The organism is Ruegeria sp. YKSF070 (assembly GCF_059612725.1).
The window spans coordinates 96,568-117,692 of the sequence record NZ_JBXWRD010000007.1; the positions used below are offsets into that span (position 1 = coordinate 96,568).

19 protein-coding genes are annotated in these 21,125 nt (G+C 64.1%); 5 read left to right on the top strand and 14 right to left on the bottom strand.

All coding sequences use genetic code 11. The features are described from left to right. Window positions 1-143: 143 nt before the first annotated feature. From ribD to AC2FL1_RS05855, 13 genes are all read right to left on the bottom strand, one after another. Window positions 144-1,232: a bifunctional diaminohydroxyphosphoribosylaminopyrimidine deaminase/5-amino-6-(5-phosphoribosylamino)uracil reductase RibD gene (ribD, locus tag AC2FL1_RS05795; protein ID WP_496876273.1), complete on the bottom strand. Its 1,089-nt coding sequence runs from the start codon at window positions 1,230-1,232 to the stop codon at window positions 144-146. 2 nt (window positions 1,233-1,234) lie between these two features. After that, window positions 1,235-1,705, bottom strand: coding sequence for a transcriptional regulator NrdR (gene nrdR, locus AC2FL1_RS05800; RefSeq protein ID WP_234136505.1), 471 nt, complete (start codon window positions 1,703-1,705; stop codon window positions 1,235-1,237). 128 nt (window positions 1,706-1,833) lie between these two features. After that, a complete protein-coding gene (locus AC2FL1_RS05805) occupies window positions 1,834-2,244 on the bottom strand; it encodes a secondary thiamine-phosphate synthase enzyme YjbQ (protein ID WP_496824037.1) in 411 nt (136 codons plus the stop codon). A gap of 19 nt (window positions 2,245-2,263) precedes the next feature. Further along, window positions 2,264-2,677, bottom strand: a complete 414-nt coding sequence (locus AC2FL1_RS05810; protein WP_496876274.1) for a hypothetical protein — start codon at window positions 2,675-2,677, stop codon at window positions 2,264-2,266. A gap of 360 nt (window positions 2,678-3,037) precedes the next feature. Beyond that, on the bottom strand, window positions 3,038-5,020 hold the full coding sequence (rpoD, locus tag AC2FL1_RS05815; RefSeq protein WP_496824041.1) for an RNA polymerase sigma factor RpoD: 1,983 nt from the start codon (window positions 5,018-5,020) through the stop codon (window positions 3,038-3,040). 111 nt (window positions 5,021-5,131) lie between these two features. Continuing rightward, window positions 5,132-7,081 (bottom strand): DNA primase, encoded by a 1,950-nt coding sequence (gene dnaG / locus AC2FL1_RS05820; RefSeq protein ID WP_496876275.1) that lies wholly within the window; start codon window positions 7,079-7,081, stop codon window positions 5,132-5,134. A 92-nt stretch (window positions 7,082-7,173) separates the two neighbouring features. Then, window positions 7,174-7,470 (bottom strand): hypothetical protein, encoded by a 297-nt coding sequence (locus AC2FL1_RS05825; protein WP_234136502.1) that lies wholly within the window; start codon window positions 7,468-7,470, stop codon window positions 7,174-7,176. 35 nt (window positions 7,471-7,505) lie between these two features. Continuing rightward, a complete protein-coding gene (locus AC2FL1_RS05830) occupies window positions 7,506-8,051 on the bottom strand; it encodes a sarcosine oxidase subunit gamma (protein ID WP_496876276.1) in 546 nt (181 codons plus the stop codon). Beyond that, the gene (locus AC2FL1_RS05835) at window positions 8,044-10,977 is read right to left on the bottom strand and encodes a sarcosine oxidase subunit alpha family protein (protein ID WP_496876277.1); all 2,934 of its coding nucleotides are present in this window, start codon (window positions 10,975-10,977) and stop codon (window positions 8,044-8,046) included. The genes AC2FL1_RS05830 and AC2FL1_RS05835 overlap by 8 nt, the downstream gene beginning before the upstream one ends. Further along, window positions 10,974-11,237 carry a sarcosine oxidase subunit delta gene (locus AC2FL1_RS05840; protein WP_496824049.1) on the bottom strand — a complete coding sequence of 88 codons (264 nt, stop codon included), beginning with the start codon at window positions 11,235-11,237 and terminating at the stop codon, window positions 10,974-10,976. The genes AC2FL1_RS05835 and AC2FL1_RS05840 overlap by 4 nt, the downstream gene beginning before the upstream one ends. Before the next feature lie 55 nt (window positions 11,238-11,292). Further along, complete coding sequence (locus tag AC2FL1_RS05845; protein WP_496876278.1) at window positions 11,293-12,546, bottom strand: sarcosine oxidase subunit beta family protein; 1,254 nt, start codon at window positions 12,544-12,546, stop codon at window positions 11,293-11,295. 208 nt (window positions 12,547-12,754) lie between these two features. After that, window positions 12,755-13,654, bottom strand: a complete 900-nt coding sequence (locus tag AC2FL1_RS05850; protein WP_496876279.1) for a hypothetical protein — start codon at window positions 13,652-13,654, stop codon at window positions 12,755-12,757. A gap of 123 nt (window positions 13,655-13,777) precedes the next feature. Then, window positions 13,778-15,208, bottom strand: a complete 1,431-nt coding sequence (locus AC2FL1_RS05855) for a Glu/Leu/Phe/Val family dehydrogenase (protein ID WP_496876280.1) — start codon at window positions 15,206-15,208, stop codon at window positions 13,778-13,780. Window positions 15,209-15,533: 325 nt separating this feature from the next. Between AC2FL1_RS05855 and AC2FL1_RS05860 the strand changes: the two genes are divergently transcribed. Genes AC2FL1_RS05860 through AC2FL1_RS05870 form a run of 3 tightly spaced genes read left to right on the top strand, consistent with a single transcriptional unit; the run spans window position 15,534 to window position 18,293 of the window. Further along, complete coding sequence (locus AC2FL1_RS05860) at window positions 15,534-17,207, top strand: pilus assembly protein TadG-related protein (RefSeq protein WP_496824057.1); 1,674 nt, start codon at window positions 15,534-15,536, stop codon at window positions 17,205-17,207. Next, window positions 17,204-17,737, top strand: coding sequence for a TadE/TadG family type IV pilus assembly protein (locus AC2FL1_RS05865; protein WP_496824058.1), 534 nt, complete (start codon window positions 17,204-17,206; stop codon window positions 17,735-17,737). Before AC2FL1_RS05860 ends, AC2FL1_RS05865 begins: the two co-directional genes overlap by 4 nt. 10 nt (window positions 17,738-17,747) lie before the next feature. After that, window positions 17,748-18,293, top strand: coding sequence for a TadE/TadG family type IV pilus assembly protein (locus tag AC2FL1_RS05870; protein WP_496876281.1), 546 nt, complete (start codon window positions 17,748-17,750; stop codon window positions 18,291-18,293). 3 nt (window positions 18,294-18,296) lie between these two features. On the opposite strand, the gene AC2FL1_RS05875 is transcribed toward AC2FL1_RS05870, so the two are convergent. Continuing rightward, window positions 18,297-18,782, bottom strand: a complete 486-nt coding sequence (locus tag AC2FL1_RS05875; protein ID WP_496824062.1) for a hypothetical protein — start codon at window positions 18,780-18,782, stop codon at window positions 18,297-18,299. Window positions 18,783-18,882: 100 nt separating this feature from the next. Here AC2FL1_RS05875 and AC2FL1_RS05880 point away from each other — a divergent pair, with 100 nt between their 5' ends. Continuing rightward, the gene (locus AC2FL1_RS05880) at window positions 18,883-20,064 is read left to right on the top strand and encodes a 4Fe-4S double cluster binding domain-containing protein (protein WP_496876282.1); all 1,182 of its coding nucleotides are present in this window, start codon (window positions 18,883-18,885) and stop codon (window positions 20,062-20,064) included. Window positions 20,065-20,177: 113 nt separating this feature from the next. After that, on the top strand, window positions 20,178-21,089 hold the full coding sequence (locus AC2FL1_RS05885) for a pirin family protein (RefSeq protein WP_496824066.1): 912 nt from the start codon (window positions 20,178-20,180) through the stop codon (window positions 21,087-21,089). Window positions 21,090-21,125 lie beyond the last annotated feature (36 nt).

The following is a 21,125-nucleotide window of genomic DNA, read 5'->3' on the forward strand; positions in this document are numbered from 1 at the left end:
AGCAGTCCCTTCACTTTGCTCCAAATACTCCCGCCGGAGGCATCCGCCCTTGCAAGAACACTCTTCTCCCGGAAACCGGCGATGCCAAGCCTCAAAGCCCAAGATAAAGCGCGCCGAAGGCGCTCAATGGGATCAAGGCAGGGTTATGGGCGCTGCCAGCGGTGCAGGATGTCGGCGCCGATGGCGCGAGCCTCAATCAGGTTGAACCGCGCCGCCTCTGACAGCTGCTCCAACCCCAGCACGCCCACGGCGGGCAATCCCTCGGCCCCGATCGCGAGACCTGCGGTAAAGCCCACCAGTTCATCGACCAGATCGGCCGCCAAAAGCGAGGCGGCAAGCGACGCGCCGCCTTCGCAGAACACACGCGTGAGCCCTTGCCTTCCCAGTTGCCGCATCAGGTCGGTCGCGCTGATCTGACCAGCCTCGACCGCACAGGGGATCAGCCGTGCGCCGGTACCTTCCCAGGCGCGGGCGCGGTCGCCATCCACGCCGGGCCCATGGCAAAGCCAGACCGGCACCTGCCGCGCGGTCCGGGCCAGCTGGCTCATCAGTGGCAGGTCGAGATAGCGCGACACCACCACCCGCACCGGCTGTTGTGCCACGCCCATGTCACGCACCGTCAGCGAGGGGTCATCTGATCGCGCTGTCCCCGCCCCCACCAGCACCGCATCGTGACGCGCGCGCATGGCATGCACCGCGCGCCGCGCCTCGGGGCCTGTGATCCATTGGCTTTCGCCCGAGGCGGTGGCAATACGACCGTCAAAACTACTTGCCAATTTCAGGGTGACCCAGGGCCGGCCGAGCTCGGTATTCAGGAAGAAGCCCGCAAGATCGCGCGCCGCCTCGGCTTCACCGATGCCGACCGACACTTCGATCCCGGCCTCGCGCAGCATTTCAAACCCGTTCCCCGCCACGCGCGGATCGCTGTCCTCGATGGCCGCGACCACCCGTGCCACACCGGCACCGATCAGTGCCTCGGCGCAGGGCGGCGTCTTGCCGTGATGGGCGCAGGGTTCCAGCGTGACATAGGCGGTGGCGCCGCGCGCCGCGGCGCCCGCCTGGGCCAGTGCCACCACCTCGGCATGGGGCCGCCCGCCCGGCTGGGTCCAGCCCCGCCCGACGATGCGACCCTCGTTGACGATGACGCAGCCCACCGCCGGGTTGGGCCAGCAGACACCCTGCCCACGCCGGCCCAGCGATAGGGCCAGCGCCATGTATCGCGCGTCAGACATGCTCACTCTTCGGTTGGCGGGCTTGGCGGGCGCAGTTCATGAACGAAGTCCTCGAAATCGTCTGCCGCCTGGAAGTTCTTGTAAACGCTGGCAAAGCGCACATAGGCAACGGTGTCGATCCGGGCCAGAGCTTCCATCACGATCTCGCCGATCTTCTTCGACGGAATATCGGTCTCGCCCATGCTTTCCAGCCGCCGCACGATGCCGGAAATCATCTGGTCGATCCGCTCGGGGTCGATGGGGCGTTTCTGCATCGAGATGCGGATCGAGCGTTCCAGCTTGTCGCGGTCGAAATCCTCGCGTTTGCCGCTGGACTTGATCACCACGAGATCGCGCAGCTGCACCCGTTCATATGTCGTGAACCGGCCGCCACACGCGGGGCAGAACCGGCGTCGGCGGATCGAGACATGATCCTCTGCCGGGCGTGAATCCTTGACCTGAGTGTCGATATTTCCGCAAAACGGGCAGCGCATCCGCCGTCTCCTCGTCCGTTAATCCGCCTCTTTTGTGAACGCTTCGGCTCACTTATCCACAACTATAGGACCAACGCTAGGATTTGGGTAGAGGAGATTTGCAGCCCCAACATAATGGGCGGCAAGCGTCAGGCGAAATGGGCGGCGATCCGTCGATCATGGGGCGCAAGGCGGTGTTCGACCAGGTAGATGCCCTGCCATGTGCCCAGCAGCATCGCCCCCGCCCGCACCGGAATGCCCAGGGACACCGGCATCAGCGCTGCCTTGATATGGGCGGGCATGTCGTCGGGGCCTTCGTAAGTATGGCGCAGATAGGCCATCGAGGGGTGGTCGGCGGGCGGCACGAGACGGTCGAAAAAGGCGGTCAGATCGGTCTGCACCTCGGGATCGGCGTTTTCCTGGATCAGCAACGAACACGAGGTATGCCGCACCATCAGAGTCAACAGCCCGTCCCCCTGCCCCGTGAGCCAGCGGCTCACCTCGCCGGTAAACTCGTAGAGGCCCACGCCCCGGGTCGAGATCGAAAACTCGGTCAGCACGGCACCCGCGCCCTTGGCCTCAGGGCCGCACCGGGCCAAACTCGCAATAGCTGTTGCCCTGATTGACGGTCATGTTGTCCCCGACCTTCAACCCGGTGCGGATGGTGGTCAGCTCGTTTTCCAGCGGCGTCACGCCCACCGCCTCGGGCGTCATCGAGAATTGCACCGCCGTCTTGCGCCCGGTGGTCACGCTGGGCCCGCGCCCGCGCACCAGATAGATGCGGTCATTCCAGCCCGCACCCAGCTCGCGCCGGGCATATTCCGAGGCCGCGCACCAGAAATCGCCGACCCGCTGCTTGCCGCGCGGAACAACCTCGAACACCGCGTCATTGACCGGCAGAACCCGGTGTCCCATCCGCGTGGTCAAGGCCTGGGCTTGAGCGCCGGTCACCAGAAGTGCGGTCACCGTGAGAATCTTTGTCAGTCCGGTCATGGTCTCGATCCGTTTTGCTTATATGCTCTATCTAAGGTGCATCTGTGGACAGAGACAGGGGAGAGCACGCAGAAATTACCCGATCGCATGGATTTGCCGCAGGAAATTGAGACAAGAACGGCGCCTCTGGCCTCTCTGATGAAACAGGGGCGCTGCCCCTCTGGAGCCCTTGGCCCCATTCACCCCGGGATATTTTGGGCAAGAGGAAGCGGAATGCATGCTCTGTCGCAAAAGAGGGGCACGTCCGACCAAGCGTTGCGACAGAGGCAACTGCACAGGATTGTCAGACGGCATTGCGCTCTGTTCATGTTGTGCAAGCCGCGTCCCAAAAGAAAACGCCCCCTTGCGGGGGCGCCTTGATCACTGATCCAGGAAGCTGCGCAGTTTGCGCGAGCGGCTTGGATGTTTCAGTTTCCGTAGCGCCTTGGCCTCGATCTGGCGGATACGCTCGCGGGTGACGCTGAACTGCTGGCCCACCTCTTCCAGCGTGTGGTCGGTGTTCATGCCGATGCCAAAGCGCATGCGCAAAACCCGTTCCTCGCGCGGGGTGAGCGAGGCCAGCACGCGGGTCGTGGTTTCCTTGAGGTTTTCCTGAATGGCGCTGTCCAACGGCAGAACGGCATTCTTGTCCTCGATGAAATCGCCCAACTGGCTGTCTTCCTCATCCCCGATCGGGGTTTCGAGGCTGATCGGCTCCTTGGCGATCTTCATCACCTTGCGGACCTTTTCCAGCGGCATCTGCAGCTTTTCGGCCAGTTCCTCGGGCGTGGGTTCGCGGCCGATCTCGTGCAGCATCTGGCGCCCAGTGCGCACCAGCTTGTTGATCGTTTCAATCATGTGCACCGGGATACGGATGGTGCGGGCCTGATCGGCGATGGAGCGGGTGATCGCCTGACGGATCCACCAGGTCGCGTAGGTCGAGAACTTGTAGCCCCGACGATACTCGAACTTGTCCACCGCCTTCATCAGGCCGATGTTGCCTTCCTGAATGAGGTCGAGGAATTGCAGGCCGCGGTTGGTGTATTTCTTGGCGATGGAGATCACCAGGCGCAGGTTGGCCTCGACCATTTCCTTTTTCGCCTGACGGGCCTCTTTCTCGCCCTTCTGCACCTGTTGCACGATGCGGCGGAATTCCGAGATATCCAGACCCACATACTGGCCGACCTGGGCCATGTCGGCGCGCAGCTCTTCGACCTTGTCGCTTGATCGTTCGATGAACATCTGCCAACCGCGACCGGGCTTTTCACCCATCTCGGCCAGCCAGTTCGGGTCCAGTTCGCGCCCGCGATATGCGTCGATGAATTCGCGGCGGTTGATACGGGCCTGGTCGGCGAGCTTGACCATCGAACTGTCGATGGACATGACCCGCTTGTTGATACCGTAAAGCTGGTCGATCAGCGCCTCGATACGGTTGTTGTGCAGGTGAAGTTCGTTCACCAGCAGCACGATTTCCGAGCGCAGCGATTGATAGGTCGCCTCGTCGTTGTCACTGAACGAACCATCCTCGTTCAATGTGGCCGAGATACGGCTGTCCTGCATCTCGCTCAGCTGCGCATAGTCGGACGAGATCCGCTCGAGCGTGATCAGCACCTTGTCCTTGAGCGCGGCCTCCATCGCGGCCAGCGACATGTTGGCCTGATCGTCCTCGTCATCGTCGTCTTCGGTGGCAATCGGGTTGCCGTCGGCGTCGTATTCCGGCGTTTCCTCGCGCTGCGGCTTGGCGGTCTGCACGGCGCTGGTGGACACCACCGGCTCTTCGTCCTCGTCATCCAGCTGGTTGCCGAACGTGGCCTCCAGGTCGATGACGTCGCGCAGCAGGATGTCTTCGGAAAGAAGTTCGTCATGCCAGATCGTGATCGCCTGAAAGGTCAGCGGGCTTTCGCACAGCCCGGCGATCATCGTGTTCCGACCCGCCTCGATCCGCTTGGCGATGGCGATTTCGCCCTCGCGGCTGAGCAGTTCGACCGACCCCATTTCGCGCAGATACATGCGCACCGGGTCGTCGGTACGGTCGAGCTTCTCGGTCTGGGCGCCCGCGAGCGCAACCTCGCGATTGCTTTCGGTGGTGACCAGATCGGTCGAGCCCTTCTGCTCTTCCTCCTCGACCTCCTCGTCCTCGATGATGTTGATGCCCATCTCGGAGAGCATCGACATCACGTCTTCGATCTGTTCGGAACTCACCTGATCCGGCGGCAGCACCTGGTTGAGCTGATCGTAGGTGATGTAGCCCTTTTCCCGGGCCTCGGCGATCATCTTCTTGACTTGTGCCTGACTCATGTCGAGCGAGACTTCGTCTTCCTGGTCTTCGGGCTTCTGGTCTTCGGCGGTGTCCTTGGCGGCCATTCAGTGCTCCTGCAGGGATGGGCGATTCGTGTAAGCCGAATCATTAGTGCTCAGAATTGATTCGGCCACCCGTTTACCGGTTTTATTTTGCCTTTTCCTTAGGAAAACGCCCTAGCGGCGTTTCCGGCGAAAATCGATTCCCGCCATGATCGCGTCAAAGGCCTCGCGTTCGTCGCGCTTGATTCGCGCGCCATTGTCGGCCACGTCGAACAGCGCCTTGTCCTCGTTCTGGCTGCGCGCAGCGCGCTGTTTCTCTTCGGCGGCCTGTGCAACGCGCCAAGTCAGCGACTCGTCGGCATCCTCGGCGATGTCCTCTCGGGCCTCCTCGATCTCGGCGTCATACCCCCTCAGCGCCTGGAGTTTTGCGAGTTCCTCCGCCAGCGTCATTTCCGCCAGCTCAACATCGCCCGGTCTGCGCACACAGGGGATAATCTGGACATGGCGCAGCGCGTAGAGGTTTTCAAGGGCCTCGGGGCCGAGATTGTCGTCAATCCTGTCACGCAGCCCCTGCGGGTCGTCAATCCCGATGCGCAACGCCAGATCGCGCAGCATCGCCAGGTCGGCATCGCGGCAGTCGAGCCGTTCCAGCGCGTGTTCGAACCGCACGATCACCTCAGGTGTGGCAATGGCGGCTGCCAGGATCACCGTCTCGCGCAGCCGGATCTGCGCCGCGTCGTCGGAGCTGGCCAAGAGCGAGGCCCGCGTGCCAGGCGTGGCCGCAACCGGCGCCGCCTTCCATGTACCGCGCGGCTGCCAGGGCTGTTTCGGGCCGCGCTGTGGCCGGAACAGCTGCCAGCGCAGGTCCTTGATCTCCTGCCCGTAATGGGCGCGGATCGAGGGGTCGCGGATCAGCTTGATCTTGTCGCGCAGCGCCTTGTCCAGCGCCGCCTTGCGCTCGGGGCTGTCGAACACGCGGCCTTCGGTCTCGCGCTGCCACAAGAGCTGCACCATGGGTCGGGCCTGATCCAGCACGCTTTGCATGGCTGCGGCTCCTTCGGCGCGGATCAGGTCGTCGGGGTCCTTGCCCTCGGGCATTATTGCAAAACGGACCGACTTCCCCGCTTCCAGCAGCGGCAGCGCCAGATCGACCACCCTTAGCGCCGCACGTAGCCCGGCAGTGTCGCCGTCGAGCGCCACGATGGGTTCATCCGCAATACGCCAGATCATCTGCAACTGATGCTCGGTGACGGCCGTGCCCAGCGGCGCCACCGCGGCGCCGAACCCGGCCTCGGACAGCGCGATCACGTCCATATAACCCTCGGCCACGATCAGCGGCTGGCCCTGCCCCGCCGCCGTCCGGGCGGGACCGTGGTTGAACAGGCTGCGGCCCTTGTCGAAGAGCGCGGTTTCGGGCGAATTCAGGTATTTGGCATTGTCCTTGGGATCCATTGCCCGCCCACCAAAGGCGATGCAGCGCCCGCGCGCATCCCGGATCGGGAACATGATCCGGTTGCGGAAGGTGTCATAGGGCTTGCCACCCTTGGTCGAGGGTTTGGCCAGCCCCGCACCGGTGATCAGCTCCTCGCCCACGCCTTTGCCGCGCAGGTGGTCCCACAACCCCTGCCAGCCATCGGGGGCAAAGCCGATCTCCCAGCGCTCCAGCGCCTGTGCGCTGAGACCACGCCGGGCCAGATAGTCGCGCGCCGCCGCGCCGCCCCCGGCGCTCAGGTTCAGGCGGAAAAACCGCACCGCCTGTTCCATCACCTCGGCCAGCTGGCTGCGGTGGTCCTGTTTCTCCTGTGCCTTGGGGTCGCGCGCGGGCATGGTCATACCCGCCTCGCGGGCCAGGATCTCGACCGCTTCCATGAAACCGACATTCTCGGTTTCCTGCACGAATTTCAGCGCGTCGCCCTTGGCCTGACAGCCGAAGCAGTAATAGAACCCCTTGCGGTCATCCACATGGAACGAGGCGGTCTTTTCGTGGTGAAACGGGCAAGGCGCCCACATGTCGCCCTTGCCCTGGTTCGACTTGCGCATGTCCCACATGACCTTGCGCCCGACAACCTGTGTCAGGCTCAGGCGGTTTCGCAGCTCGTCCAGAAATCCGGGGGGCAGTGACATGGGACCACGATGGCAGAAAGCGCAAGGCGCGCCAAGCGGGCGGCGCGCCTTATCCACAGCGAAGACGGCCCGTCAGGGCCGGACAAGCGCGCCTATTGCTTCAGGCACAGTTCCAGCCAGGCCGCCGACAGGTCCTGTTCACGCACATCGCGCATCTTCTGCTGATAGACCCAGGGCGCGATCAGCGGGATGGCGGCATTATAGTTCGCGGGCCAGGTCGGGTTGGTGGCGGCCACGGCGGCGGGCACGTCGCGTTCCTTGACCCGGTCCAGCCGCGCCTGCTGGATCGCGGCCACCACATCGGCCTGATACTGGCAGCTTTCCTGCTTGGTTTCCGCCGCCGCCAGCGGCGAGGCCGCAAGCAGCGCAACAAGGGCGTAACGGTACATGGGTCGTCTCCCGGGATTCGAAGGTTCCCCGGACCTTACCCGCGCGCGGCCACCGCTTCCATCGCCGATTTCAGGTCATGCAGCAGGGTTTGCGCCATCGAGCGGAACACCATCAGCAGAAATCCGCCAGTCTCCAGCCGGGTGACCGAGCCTGCCATATGCCCGATCCGGCAACGTGCCGTGGCGCCCGGACCAAATCCGGGCGCGCGCAGATCGACCGGCACCAGCCGCGCCAGAACCGCCTCGGCGCCGGTGCCGTCAAGACGCACCACCGTCCAGGCATCCGACTGATCGACCAGCACACCCGGCCCGGCCAGCGCCGCATCCGGCGCGGCGCCGGTCAGCAGCACGCTGTCATGGCCGAACCAGATCGCGCGCGCGTCACCTGCCGCCGTGGCCCGGCCCGCGCCGGGCCAGTCCAGCCCATGCGCCGCGCCCAGCGCCCCGGCCAGTGCGGCCCCCTGCCCCTTGCGCGGCGACAGCGCCGTCATCGGGCCCGGGTCCACCTCGCGCACCGTCATGCCGCCGATGCTCAGCGGCAATTGCCCCGCACAGGGCGTCTTTGCGAACAACCTATCCACGCATCCGCCCTCCCTCGGGGTCATAGAAGACCGGGCTGACCACCTCGCAATAGGTGGTCACTCCGCGCAGCCCGTCGACCATCTTGACGATCTCTCCAATCCGCTCGGGCCCATCGGCCAGAAAGCCCAGCCCGATCATGCGGCCCTGAACCGGCGAATGGCAAACCGAGGTCACATAACCCTGATCATGTTCGCGCCGGGCGGCATCCTCTTGCCGATAGAGATGCGCGCCCGCCAGCAGTTTGCCCTCGGCGGCGATGGGTTTCAGCCCCACCAGACGCTCGCGCCCCGGCTCCTCCAGCCCCGGACGCTGCGCCATGGTCTTGCCGATACAATCCTTTTTGGCCGAAACCATGCCGCCCATGCCGATGTCATAAGCGGTGACGCGGCCATGGATCTCGGCATGGGTGATGAAGCCTTTCTCGATCCGCAGCACGTTCAGCGCCTCCATCCCGTAGGCGCCGCCGCCCAGCGCCTCGGCGCGACGGACCAGCAGGTCAAACAGGCTGGCGCCATAGCGGGCGGGCACGGCGATCTCGTACCCTTCCTCACCCGAGAACGAGATCCGGAACAACCGCCCACCAACGCCCAGCACCGACACCGCACCGCAGGACATGAAGGGCCAGTCCGCCGGATCGACCGGCGTGTCGAGCAGCCCGTTCAGCACCTCGCGCGCCCTGGGACCGGCAACGGCGAATTGCGCCCATTGCTCGGTCACTGAACAGATCGACACGTCCCATTCGGGATGCAGGCCCTGGGTCACGAACTCCAGATGCGCCATCACCTGCCCAGCGGCGGCGGTGGTGGTGGTCATCAGGTAGTGATCCTCGCCCAGCCGCGCGGTGGTGCCGTCATCCAACACATGACCGTCCTCGCGCAGCATCAGCCCATAGCGCACGCGCCCGACCTTCAGTGTCGAGAACATGTTGGTATAGACGAAATCCAGCAACCGCGCCGCATCCGCCCCCTGAATGTCGATCTTGCCCAGGGTCGAGACATCGGCCACCCCCACCGCGTTGCGCACGTAACCCACCTCGCGGTCGCAGCTCTGTTGCCAGTCGGTCTCGCCCGCCTGCGGGAAATAGCTGGGCCGGTACCACAGACCGGCCTCGATCATCGGTGCGCCGCGTGACAGGGTGGCAGCATGCGAGGTGGTAAAGCGCTCGGGCTGGAACCCCTTGCCCTCGCCCCCCGCGCCCAGCGCCGCGATGGCAATCGGGCTGTAGGGCGGGCGAAAGGTGGTGGTGCCGGTCTCGGGGATGCCGCGCCCGGTGGCATCGGCCAGCACCGCCAGCGCCGCCACGTTCGAGTTCTTGCCCTGATCGGTCGCCATGCCCTGCGTCGTATAGCGCTTCATATGCTCGACCGAGCGGAAGTTCTCGACCGCCGCCTGTTTCACGTCCTTGACGGTGACATCGTTCTGAAAGTCGAGCCAGGCCCGCCCGCGCCCCGGCACCGCCCAGAGTGGCTCCAGAGCATAGGGCGTCTCTTCGGCCTTGGGCAGTGTACCCTGATCCGCCTTGAGCCCCAGCGCGTTCAGCGCCTCGGACGCCGCCTCGGCCCCTTCGCGCAGACAGGCCATGGTCGAAAAGGCGCCGTTGCAGGCGCCTGCCGCGCGCAGGCCGGGCACCATGCCCGCCACCGGCACAAAGGCTGCAATGTCGCGGCGCCATTCGGGCCGCCCGTTCATATGGCAGGTCAGGTGCAGGCTGGGGTTCCAGCCGCCCGACATGGCCAGGCAATCGGTGGCGATGCGCTCCTCGCCACCGGGATGGCGGATGGTGATCCGCTCCAGCCCCTGCCGCCCGCCGCTGCTGCAGACCTGACCGCCCCGGATCATCCGCACCCCGTCCAGGCGCGGCGCGTCATGACGGCTGTCGATCAGGGCCGCCACATGTACCCCCGCCGCCAGCAGGTCGCGCACGGTACGATGGGTATCGTCATTGTTGCCGAACACGGTGACCGCACGGCCCGGGCTGACGCCCCAGCGGTTCAGATAGGCACGCACCGCGCCGGCGCTCATGATACCGGGCCTGTCATTGTCGGCAAAGGCGATAGGGCGTTCCAGCGCGCCCGCCGCCAGCACCGCGCGCCGCGCAACGATACGCCAGAAACATTCCAGCGGCGCCCCCGCGCCCCGGTCGGCGCGGTGATGCGAGACCCGCTCCAGCGCCGCATAGGTGCCCTGGTCATAGGCGCCCGCAACGGTGGTGCGCGTCATCAGACGCACATTCTCCATCCCGCGCAGCTCTGCCAGCGCCTCCTCGGCCCAGACCGCCCCCGGCTTGCCATCAATCTCATAGGTCTCGGCCAAAAGGCGCCCGCCCATGCGCGCGTCTTCATCAGCCAGTATCACGTCGGCCCCGGCGCGGCCCGCTACCAGCGCCGTCATCAGCCCCGCAGGCCCGGCGCCGATCACCAGCAGATCACAAAAGGCAAAGGCGCGCTCATAGCGGTCGGAATTATCCTGCCCCGACAACGCGCCCAGACCCGCAGCGCGGCGGATCACCGGCTCGTATAGCTTCTCCCAGAAGCTGCGCGGCCACATGAAGGTCTTGTAGTAGAACCCCGCCCCCAGGAACGGCGCAGCCAGGTCATTGATTGCCATCAGGTCAAAGCTCAGCGAGGGCCAGCGGTTCTGGCTCTGCGCCTCCATCCCCTCATAAATCTCCTGCACCGTGGCGCGCACATTGGGGTCCTGTCGCCCACCGTGTCCCACCGTAACCAGCGCGTTGGGCTCTTCGCTGCCCGCCGTCAGAATGCCGCGCGGGCGGTGATACTTGAACGAGCGCCCGACCAGCCGCACGTCATTGGCCAGCAAGGCCGAGGCCAGCGTGTCGCCCTGATACCCGCTGTAGCCCACCCCGTCGAAGGTGAACGAGACCGGCCGGTCCCGCTCGATCAGCCCCTTGTCCTGAACCCTCATCGCCGTGCCTCCGAGGCCAGTTCGCAGCCCAGCACCTCATGGGTCAGCGTGTTGCGGGTGACCACCAGCCAGGCGCCGCAGCCATAGTGGTGATGCCACAGGTCGCGGGTCTCCCCGGCCGGGTTCTCGCGCAGATGCACATAATCGTCCCAGGCCTCGGCCCCTGCCTCAGGCGCCGGACGCTCCAGCGCCAGCGCGTGGCCCTTATAGGAAAACTCGCGGCTGTCACGACCGCCGCAATGCGGACAGGTAATCCTCATCGCCGTCCCCCAATCTTCATTCCGCCAAAAATACTCATATCCGGCCTCTCCCCCCTCAATGCAGGTTGTGTTGAGAGCCGGTGCCCTCTTCATCCAGGATGCCGCGCCCGGTGCGGAAGCGGTCCAGCTGGAACCGTGTTGCCGCCGGGTGGTACTGGTCCGTTGCCAAGAGATGCGCAAACACGTTGCCCGAAGCCGGTACCGCCTTGAACCCGCCGTAGTTCCAGCCGCAATTGACATAAAGCCCGTCGATATGGGTGCGGTCGATGATGGGCGAGCCATCGGGAGACATGTCCATGATGCCGCCCCAGCTGCGCAGCACCCGCGCCTTGCCGATCATCGGCATCAGCGCCATGCCCGCCTCCATCACGTGCTCGACCGTGGGCAGGTTGCCGCGCGCCGCGTAGGAGGCATAGAAGTCAAGGTCGCCGCCAAAGACCAGCCCGCCCTTGTCGGACTGGCTGATATAGAAATGCCCCATGCCAAAGGTGATCACGTGGTCGATCACCGGTTTCAAGCCCTCGGTGACAAAGGCCTGCAGGATATGGCTCTCGATCGGCAGGCGCATGCCCGCCATCGCTGCCACCTGGCTCGATCGGCCCGCCGCCACCATCGCCACCTTCTTGGCGCGGATCGGGCCGCGCACCGTCTGCACACCCGTCACCCGCCCGTCTTCGACGTCGATCCCCGTGACCTCGCAATTCTGGATCAGGTCGACGCCGCGACTGTCCGCCCCCCGCGCATAGCCCCAGGCCACCGCGTCATGACGGGCGGTGCCGCCACGCGGGTGATAAAGCGCGCCATAAAGCGGAAAGCGCTGATCGTCGAAATTGAGGAACGGTACCTTGGCGCGCAGCTCTTCGCGCCCCAGCAGGATGGCGTCGTCGCCTTGGCTCAGCATCATGTTGCCACGCCGCGCCGCCGCATCGCGCTGACCGTCGGAATGGAACAGGTTCAGGATGCCGCGCTGCGAATGCATCACGTTGTAGTTCAGGTCCTCTTCCAGCCCCTCCCAAAGTTTCAGCGAATGCGAGTAGAATTCGGAATTGCCCTGAAGAAAGTAGTTGGCCCGCACGATGGTGGTGTTTCGGCCAATGTTGCCCCCACCGATATAGCCGCGCTCCAGCACTGCGACATTGGTCAACCCGTGATCGCGCGCCAGGTAATAGGCGGTGCTCAGCCCGTGGCCGCCGCCGCCGATGATGACAAGGTCATATTCCGGCTTGGGAGCCGGGTCGCGCCAATGCGGCCGCCAGCCCTTGTTGCCGGTCAGCCCCTCCTTCAACACCCGAAGGCCCGAAAACCGCATCGCCGTCTCTCCCAACCTGGTATCGCCGTCATAACGAGTAACACTGATGGGCAAGGTCTCAAGGCCGTAATCGACAGAGACTGGTCTGTCCGCGACTAATCCTGTCGCTCACACGACAGAGACCAATCCCGGCAACGACGACCCGAAGCCAAGTCAAACCATATCGGGGATCAGAGGTGCCGGTTCAGCGGCCTCGGGGTCCGCGCGATCAGAAGCGGATCCGAAAGGCAATGCCTGCGACCGGAGCGGTGCCATAGGATTGGCGACTGATTTCAGCCCCTGCGGCATTCTCCAGCTTCAGTTCCCCGTCCAGTTCGACCCCCGCGAAAACCGTCAGGCTGGTTCCAGGATTGGGCGCATAGTCCAGCGACAGCACGACCGGGATGCTGGTTTCCTCGCCCACGCCCCCCGGAGCGGGGCCGCTTCCGTCCAGCCGGAACCGCACGCTTTCCGACCGGGCGCCCAGCGAAAGGCGCATTTCGTCTGACAGGGCATAGCTCAGGGACAACCCCGGCCCCTGCGTCGCGCCAAGACCGGAACCGGTGCTCAGCGACCAGCGGTCGTCTATCTGCCAGTCGACCAGCAAAGCCGGAAAGACCTGCAACCCGCTGTCACCCAGCTCGGAGAAGGCGCCAAAAGCGGGGCCGATCCTGAGACGGTCATTCACCTGCCACGCCAACCCCGCGAACATGCCCCAGGTACGCCCGTCCGAGGCGCTGGCCCCGGCTTCGTAGTTCCACCGCACCTGTGGCGCAAGGAACAGGCTGGTTCGCTCACCAACCGGCAGGCGTAGGGGGGCCGAGACCCGGATATCGCGAATATCTCCCCAAGGCTGAACCGCGACTCCGCCCGAAAAATCGTAATCGACCTGCCCGTAGCTGACCAGCAGACCGGCCGAAGCACCGCTATCGAAACGGTAGAGAGCCCCGGCCCGCAGGAATGTGCGCGCCGCCGACATTTCGCCGCCACCCGAGAGACCGGCCTCGCCCTGATAGAGCGCCAGACCATCGACAACCGGCGCCCAGCCTGATTTCGGCTGCGCCTGTCCGGCCTGCGCTCCGAGGAGCGAAAGCAACGCAAATGAGATCGCGTAAAATATTCTGGGCATGGGACACTCTTTCGATGCAAGACTCTGAATAGGATAGCGCCCGGATACCCCCTGCCCAGCCCACCGGCTGCGGAAACGAAAAAGGCGCACCGAAGTGCGCCTTTCCCAACACGGTCGCCGGGTTCAAAGGCCCTTGGCGCGATAGCTCTTGGCGACCCGGTCGATCGAGACCAGATAGGCGGCGGTGCGCAGATCCTCGACATCGCCCCGTTCATGCCAGACATCGCGCATGGCCTGATAGGCGATGCGCATGGTGTCATCTAGCCCCGAGCGCACCAGCTCCAGTTCGTCGGCGCCGCGCAGGTATTTCTCCTTGAACTGCGGCGTCATCGACCAGGCATCGCCCAGATAGCGGTCCAGCCGTTCCAGCTCGTCCACCACCAGCTGGTGGCGCGCCTCTTCCTGGCGGCGCTGCATGCGGCCGAACCGGATATGGCTGAGGTTCTTGACCCACTCGAAATAGGACACCGTCACACCGCCCGCGTTGGCATACATGTCGGGAATGATCACGCATCCCTTCTTGCGCAGGATCTCGTCGGCACCGGCGGTGACCGGGCCGTTCGCGGCCTCGATGATCAGCGGCGCCTTGATCCGGTCGGCGTTGTCAAGGTTGATCACTCCCTCCAGTGCCGCCGGGATCAGGATGTCGCACTCCTCTTCGAGAACCTTGGGGCCATCGGTCACATGAGTCCCATCCGGGAAACCGGTGACGCCACCGTGCTTGACGATCCAGTTATGCACCGCCTCGACATCGAGCCCCTCGGCGCTGACCAGGGCACCGTCGCGCTCGATAATGCCGGTGATAACACAGCCGTCTTCCTCGCTCAGGAACTTGGCCGCATGATAACCCACATTGCCGAGGCCCTGCACGATGACACGCTTGCCGTCGAGCTTGCCCTCGAGGCCCGATTTGCCAACCCCGACGCGGTCGCGGAAGAATTCCTGCAAGGCGTATTGCACGCCGCGACCGGTGGCCTCGACCCGGCCATGGATGCCGCCCGCATTCAGCGGCTTGCCGGTGACACAGGCGCGCGCGTTGATGTCGGTGGTGTTCATGCGCGCATATTGGTCGGCGATCCAGGCCATCTCGCGCTCGCCCGTACCCATATCGGGGGCAGGCACGTTCTGGGACGGGTTGATCAGGTCGCGCTTGGCCAGCTCATAGGCAAAGCGGCGGGTGATCTGTTCCAGCTCGTGCTCTTCGTATTGCCGCGGGTCGATACGCAACCCTCCTTTCGAACCGCCAAAGGGCGCCTCGACCAGGGCACATTTATAGGTCATCAGCGCCGCCAGCGCCTCGACCTCGTCCTGATTCACCGCCATCGCGTAGCGGATACCACCCTTGACCGGTTCCATATGCTCCGAATGGACCGAACGATAGCCGGTAAAGGTCTGTATCTGGCCGCGCAGGCGCACACCGAACCGGACCGTGTATGTGGCGTTGCATACCCTGATCTTCTCTTCCAGTCCCGGTGGCAGGTCCATCAGGGCCACCGCCCTGTTGAACATCATATCCACGCTTTCTCTGAAACTGGGCTCGTTCTTGCGGGTCATTAACCAAAAACCTCCATGACCTTCTCCGACTCGGGTGATGACACCTTGTCGCAGGCAACATATGACGCTTCGTCACAGGAGTGCGACATTTTTAATCGCTTGAAGAAATCGAAACCGGTCAAAACGGCGATTCGAGCGGGTATCTGGCTTCATTGTCAGCACAGGGGAAACAAAGCCGACGCAACCAGTCGGAATGTCTTTAACACACGGTTAACATTCACCCTTTCGGGCGAATTGCGCCCCAATCCTGCCATCTTTGCCGGGCACAAACCGTAAGTGGAACTGTGATCTCCGGCTGGGGTTCTGCCGGGAAGGTAGGTGGAAGATGTTCGATACGCTGATCAGCATCGGTGCGGCAACGCGTCGTGTTCATACCCGGCTCAGGGACCGCGGCCATGCATTTGCGCGCGAAGAAGACGGGCTGATGACCGTGATGGCGCTGTTTCTGTTCCTGGCCCTTGTCGGTGCCGCGGGAATAGGCGTGGACCTGATGCGCTATGAGCAGAAACGCGCCGCGTTGCAATATACGATGGACCGCGCCGTTCTCGCCGCGGCCGACCTCGACCAACAGGTTTCGCCCGAAACCGTGGTGCGCTCGTATCTCGAAAAGGCCGGGTTGCTCGAATATCTCTCCAGCATCTCGGTTGAAGAGGGTCTCGGTTATCGAAAGGTTTCCGCGACCGCCACCGCAGATCTGCCCACCCATTTCATGAAACTCTCGGGCTATGACACCCTGACGATTCCCGCCGCCAGCACCGCCGAGGAAAGCATCGGAAACGTTGAAATCTCGCTGGTGCTCGACGTGTCGGGTTCGATGAACAGCAGCAGCCGGCTCTATAACCTCAAGAACGCGGCCAAGGAATTCATCGATCACATGCTGTCCGCGACCGAACCGGGCGCGGTTTCGATCTCGATCATTCCCTATGCAACCCAGGTCAATGCCGGCCCCGACATCCTGCCCTATTACAATGTCAGCACCGAGCACACCTACTCGCATTGCGTGAACTTCATCGATGACGAATTCAGCCAGCCCGGCCTGTCGCGTGTGACGCCGCTGGAACGGACGATGCATTTCGACCCGTTCACCTATTCCAAGGATCCGATTACGACGCCGGTCTGCCCGGTGCGCGCGAGCACCGCGATCCTGCCGTTCACCAACAACCAGACGGTGTTGGAAAACTATATCGACGGGATGACCGGTCGCGGCAACACCTCGATCGATATCGGCACCAAGTGGGGGGTCGTCATGCTGGATCCCGGCACCCAGAGCGTGATCAGCGGCCTGATCGCCGACAACAAGGTTCCCGCGATCTTTCAGGGTCGCCCCAGCGCCTATGACTCGGGCGATGTGCTCAAGGTGCTGATCGTCATGTCGGACGGTGAGAACACCGACCAGTACATGCTGAACCCGTCGCTGCGCACCGGAAACTCACCGGTCTGGTACAACGCGGCCGAAGATGTGATCAGCGGGTCGCCCGACAACAACACCACCGATGCGTTCAGCATCTATCACGACAACGGCGGCGACTCTTACTACTGGCCGGACCAGAACCGCTGGTCGGACCACCCCTATGGCAACGGTCAGAGCGAGGTCTGCGGCTACAATTCCAATGGCCAATACAACTGCGCCATGCATGACGAGCCGGGAACCGCCGTTCAACTGACCTATGCCGATCTCTTTGCTAAGGTATCGCTGGCCTATAACGCCTATTACAACTTCGAATTCACCAGCAACGCCTGGGCGGAATGGTACACTGCCGCCATGACGCACAAGGAGGCCACGGCCAAGGACCAGCGCACGGACCATGTCTGCGACGCGGCCAAGGACGAGGGTATCATCGTCTATACCGTCGGCTTCGAGGCCCCCGCGAACGGCCGCCGCGTACTCAAGCGCTGCGCCAGCTCGGACAGTCACTACTATGATGCCGTAGGGCTGGAGATCAGCGACGCCTTCACCTCGATCGCCTCGTCGATCCGCAAGCTGAGGTTGACACAATGATACGGCGACTGAGCACTTTCCTGCGCCGGTTCCGCAAGGGCGAGGACGGCAACGCAACGGTGGAATTCGTTATCGTGTTCCCGGCGGTGATCGGGGTGATGCTGGCGGGGGTCGAGTTGACCTTCATGACGCTGAACCACGCGATGCTGGAACGGGCGGTGGATATTGTGGTGCGCGATCTGCGCCTGAACACGGGCTCCAACCCCGGTCACAACGAGCTCAAGTCGCGGATCTGCGACAAGGCCGTGTTCATCCGCAGCTGCAGCACCAACCTCAAGCTCGAGATGATCCGCCAGGACCCCTATGCCGGCATCACCCTACCGGCAACGCCGGACTGCACCGACCTGTCCGCCGAGGCGCGCCCGGTGCGTAACTTCGAGAACGGTCAGGCCAACGAGCTGATGGTGCTGCGGGCCTGTGCCAAGATCGACCCGATCTTTCCGACCTCGACGCTGGGGGCGACTCTGGCCAACGAAGAAGGTCAGTATGCCCTGACCGCCATGTCGGTCTTTGTGCAGGAGCCGTTGTAACGCCATGCTGATGACACGCATTCTAAACTCTCTGCGCCTGTTCCGCCGTAACGAAGAAGGTTCGATCGCGGTCGAGGCACTGCTGACGGTGCCGATGCTGTTCTGGACCATCATGATCGGCTATACCTATTTCGATGGGTACCGTGAGGCGGCCTCGAACGTGAAAGCCGCCTATACGATCGGCGATCTGATCTCGCGCGAGACGCGCACCATTGACGATGCCTATATCGATTCGATGGTCGATCTGTTCGAACATATGGTGCAGGACACCGACAATCTTCAGGTTCGCATCTCGCTGCTGCGCTATGACCAGAAGCAGAACCGGCACCGGGTACGCTGGTCGGCCAATCGCGGCTTTGATGGTACGTTGAGCAACGCCAATGTCGCTACGGTCAGCCCGCGCCTGCCGCCGATGTCCGATCAGGACACGCTGATCCTGGTCGAAACGAGGAACGTTTACCGATCACCCTTCCGGGTCGGGCTGGAAGACACCGACATGGAAACCTTCATCTTTACCCGTCCGCGTTTCACCAACGAGATCGCCGGCAGCGTCTGACGCTTAGCGCGGCAAGGTTCCATCGCGTTCCGCCATCATGGCCGAGAGCATCTCGGCCATGAATTTCGTCTGCGACCCGGGGGTGACGCCGCCGATGCCGATCCGGCGGCCCATCCGCCACCACAGGCCCGGCTGCCATATGCGCCCGCCCGGCACAGAGGTACGCAGCAGGAACCCGTTCGACGGCTTGAACGCAAAGACGCCCCGGTCCAGGGCCTCGATATCGGCAATGCGCGCGATCACGGTGCCGTCACTGCCGCGCAATTCCGTCGCAGTCATCTCGACCCGCCCCGCCGTCGCCTGGAACATGCGCTGCGCCAGCCACAGCGTCAGCGCCCCCAGCACGATCAGAAAGACCTGCCAGACCAGCGCGGGCGGTGTTACGACCGCCACATAGATCAGCAGCGCGCCCAAAATCGTCAGCACCGCCAGCGCCAGCCAGCGCCGGGGTGCCGATGCCTCGATCGTAGCTAAAACCTCATCCTGCATCTGCTTGCGTCCCCTTGTCCGTTGCGCCTGCATAACCGATTGCGCAGGCGCCGAACAGGCATCTTGCCCTACCCACAAACCCCGAGTTAGCGTGGTGGCCATGAGCTATCCCGCCAACCGGCCCGACCGTACCCGTCCGACCGATGCCGCCGCCGGGATCGAGACCACCGAGGCTTTTGAGCGCTTTTCCCAGCGCAATGACGTGTTCACCCGCGCCATGTGGGATCCGTCGGTGCGGTCGAAACAGACAGATGCCTTCTTTGCCTCCTACCGGATGGAGGCGGCGCCGCGCCGGGGCGATGGGTTCACCCAGCGTGATTTCGCGCTGCGCAACGCCGCCTGGCTGATCTCGGACGTGGTCACCAACCGGTTTGCTGCCGAGGGGCGGCGCGAGGGGTTCCAGGCCCCGATCAGCTATGACACGCCGGTGGCGCCGCAACAGGTCGAGGTCGACGATCCCGCCGCCATGCGCGCCGAGATCAAGCGCGTCGCTCACTTCTTTGGTGCCGATCTGTGCGGCGTGACCGAGCTGGACGAACGCTGGCACTATACCACCCGCGTCGATACCCGCGACATGAGCGAGGCGCCGTTGGGCCTGCCGCAGGGTCTGACCTCGGTCATCGTGCTGGGCCACGAGATGGAGCGCGACCTGGTGGCCACCTACCCCTCGGCGTTGGCCGGGGCCGCCACCGGGCGCGAATACAGCCACGAGGCAGCGGTGGTGATGCAACTGGCCGCCTATATCCGCAATCTGGGATACGAGGCCGTGGCCTCGATGAACGACACCGGGCTGGTGATCCCCTATGCGGTCAAGGCGGGCTTGGGCGAATATGCCCGCAACCAGATGGTGATCACGCCGGAATTCGGCCCCCGGCTGAGGTTTTCCAAGGTGTTCACGAACCTGCCACTGGCCCATGATGTGCCGCGCCCACGGGGCGTGCGCGCCTTTTGCGACATCTGCACCGCCTGTGCCGATGCCTGCCCGGTCAAGGCGCTGCCCTATGGGCCGCCCTCGGATGTGGCGCCGAATGTCTCGGCCATCCGGGGTGTGCGCAAATGGACCTCGGATGCCGAGAAATGTTTCGGCTTCTGGGCCAAGCTCGCCTCGGATTGCGCGATCTGCATGCGGGTCTGCCCGTTCAACCGCGACTATGCGCGGCGGCGCAACCGATTATGGCTGCGGCTCGCGCTGTCGCCGCTGCGCCACCTGGCGCTGCGGCTGGCGCGCGGGCACGGCAAGCGGCGCAAACCTGCGGAGTGGTGGGCCAGAACCCGAACCTGACAATCAGGCGGCTGTGCGCCGCTGCACAAGCCCGGTGGCGCGACGCGGAATTGCCTTGGCGACCGCGCCTCCTATCTTTTCACCAGCTTTCACAGCCCAAGCGAGACCCCACCATGTCCATTCGTCCCATCCTTGAAACCCGCCGCGCAACCCCCGCGCTCGAAGGTGCGGGGGTCAAGCTGCACCGCGCCTTTGGCTTTCATGACCCGACCGAGCTGGACCCGTTCCTGCTGTTTGACGATTTCCGCAACGAGCATCCGCAGGATTACCTGCGCGGGTTTCCATGGCATCCCCATCGCGGCATCGAAACCATCACCTATGTGCTGGCTGGCACGGTGGAGCACGGGGATTCGCTGGGCAATACAGGCACGCTGGGCGCGGGCGACGTGCAATGGATGACCGCCGGGTCGGGCATCCTGCATCAGGAGATGCCGAAAGGAAATCCGCAAGGGCAGATGCACGGTTTCCAGCTTTGGGGCAACCTGCCCGCCAGCCAGAAGATGACGGCACCCCGCTATCAGGATGTGGCCGGCAGCGAAATCCCCGAGGTGATCGACGATGACGGCACAAGGGTACGGGTGATCGTCGGTAGCTTCTGGGGCAAGACCGGCCCGGTGGACGGGATCGCCGCCGATCCGCAATATCTCGATGTCTTTGTTCCGGCGGGGGTGAAGAAGACGTTCCGGATCGACACCTATCGCCGCGCCTTTGCCTATGTGTTCGAAGGCGCAGGCGCGTTTGCCGATGCCTCGGCGCCAACCGGTGTGCTGCTGGAAAAGGAGGTGGCGGGCGAGGAGGTCAATATCCGTGACCTGTCCGGCGACCGCACCCTGATCCGCTTCGGCACAGGCGACGAGGTGACGGTGCAGGCCGGGCCGGAGGGGGTGCGTTTCCTGTTGATCTCGGGCGCGCCGATCGCCGAGCCGGTGGCCTGGCACGGGCCGATCGTGATGAACACGCAGGAAGAGCTGATGCAGGCCATGCGCGACCTGCGCAACGGCACCTTCATTCGCCCCGCGCATTGAGGCGCGCGGAATTTTGCAAGAATCCCGGCCCGGAAA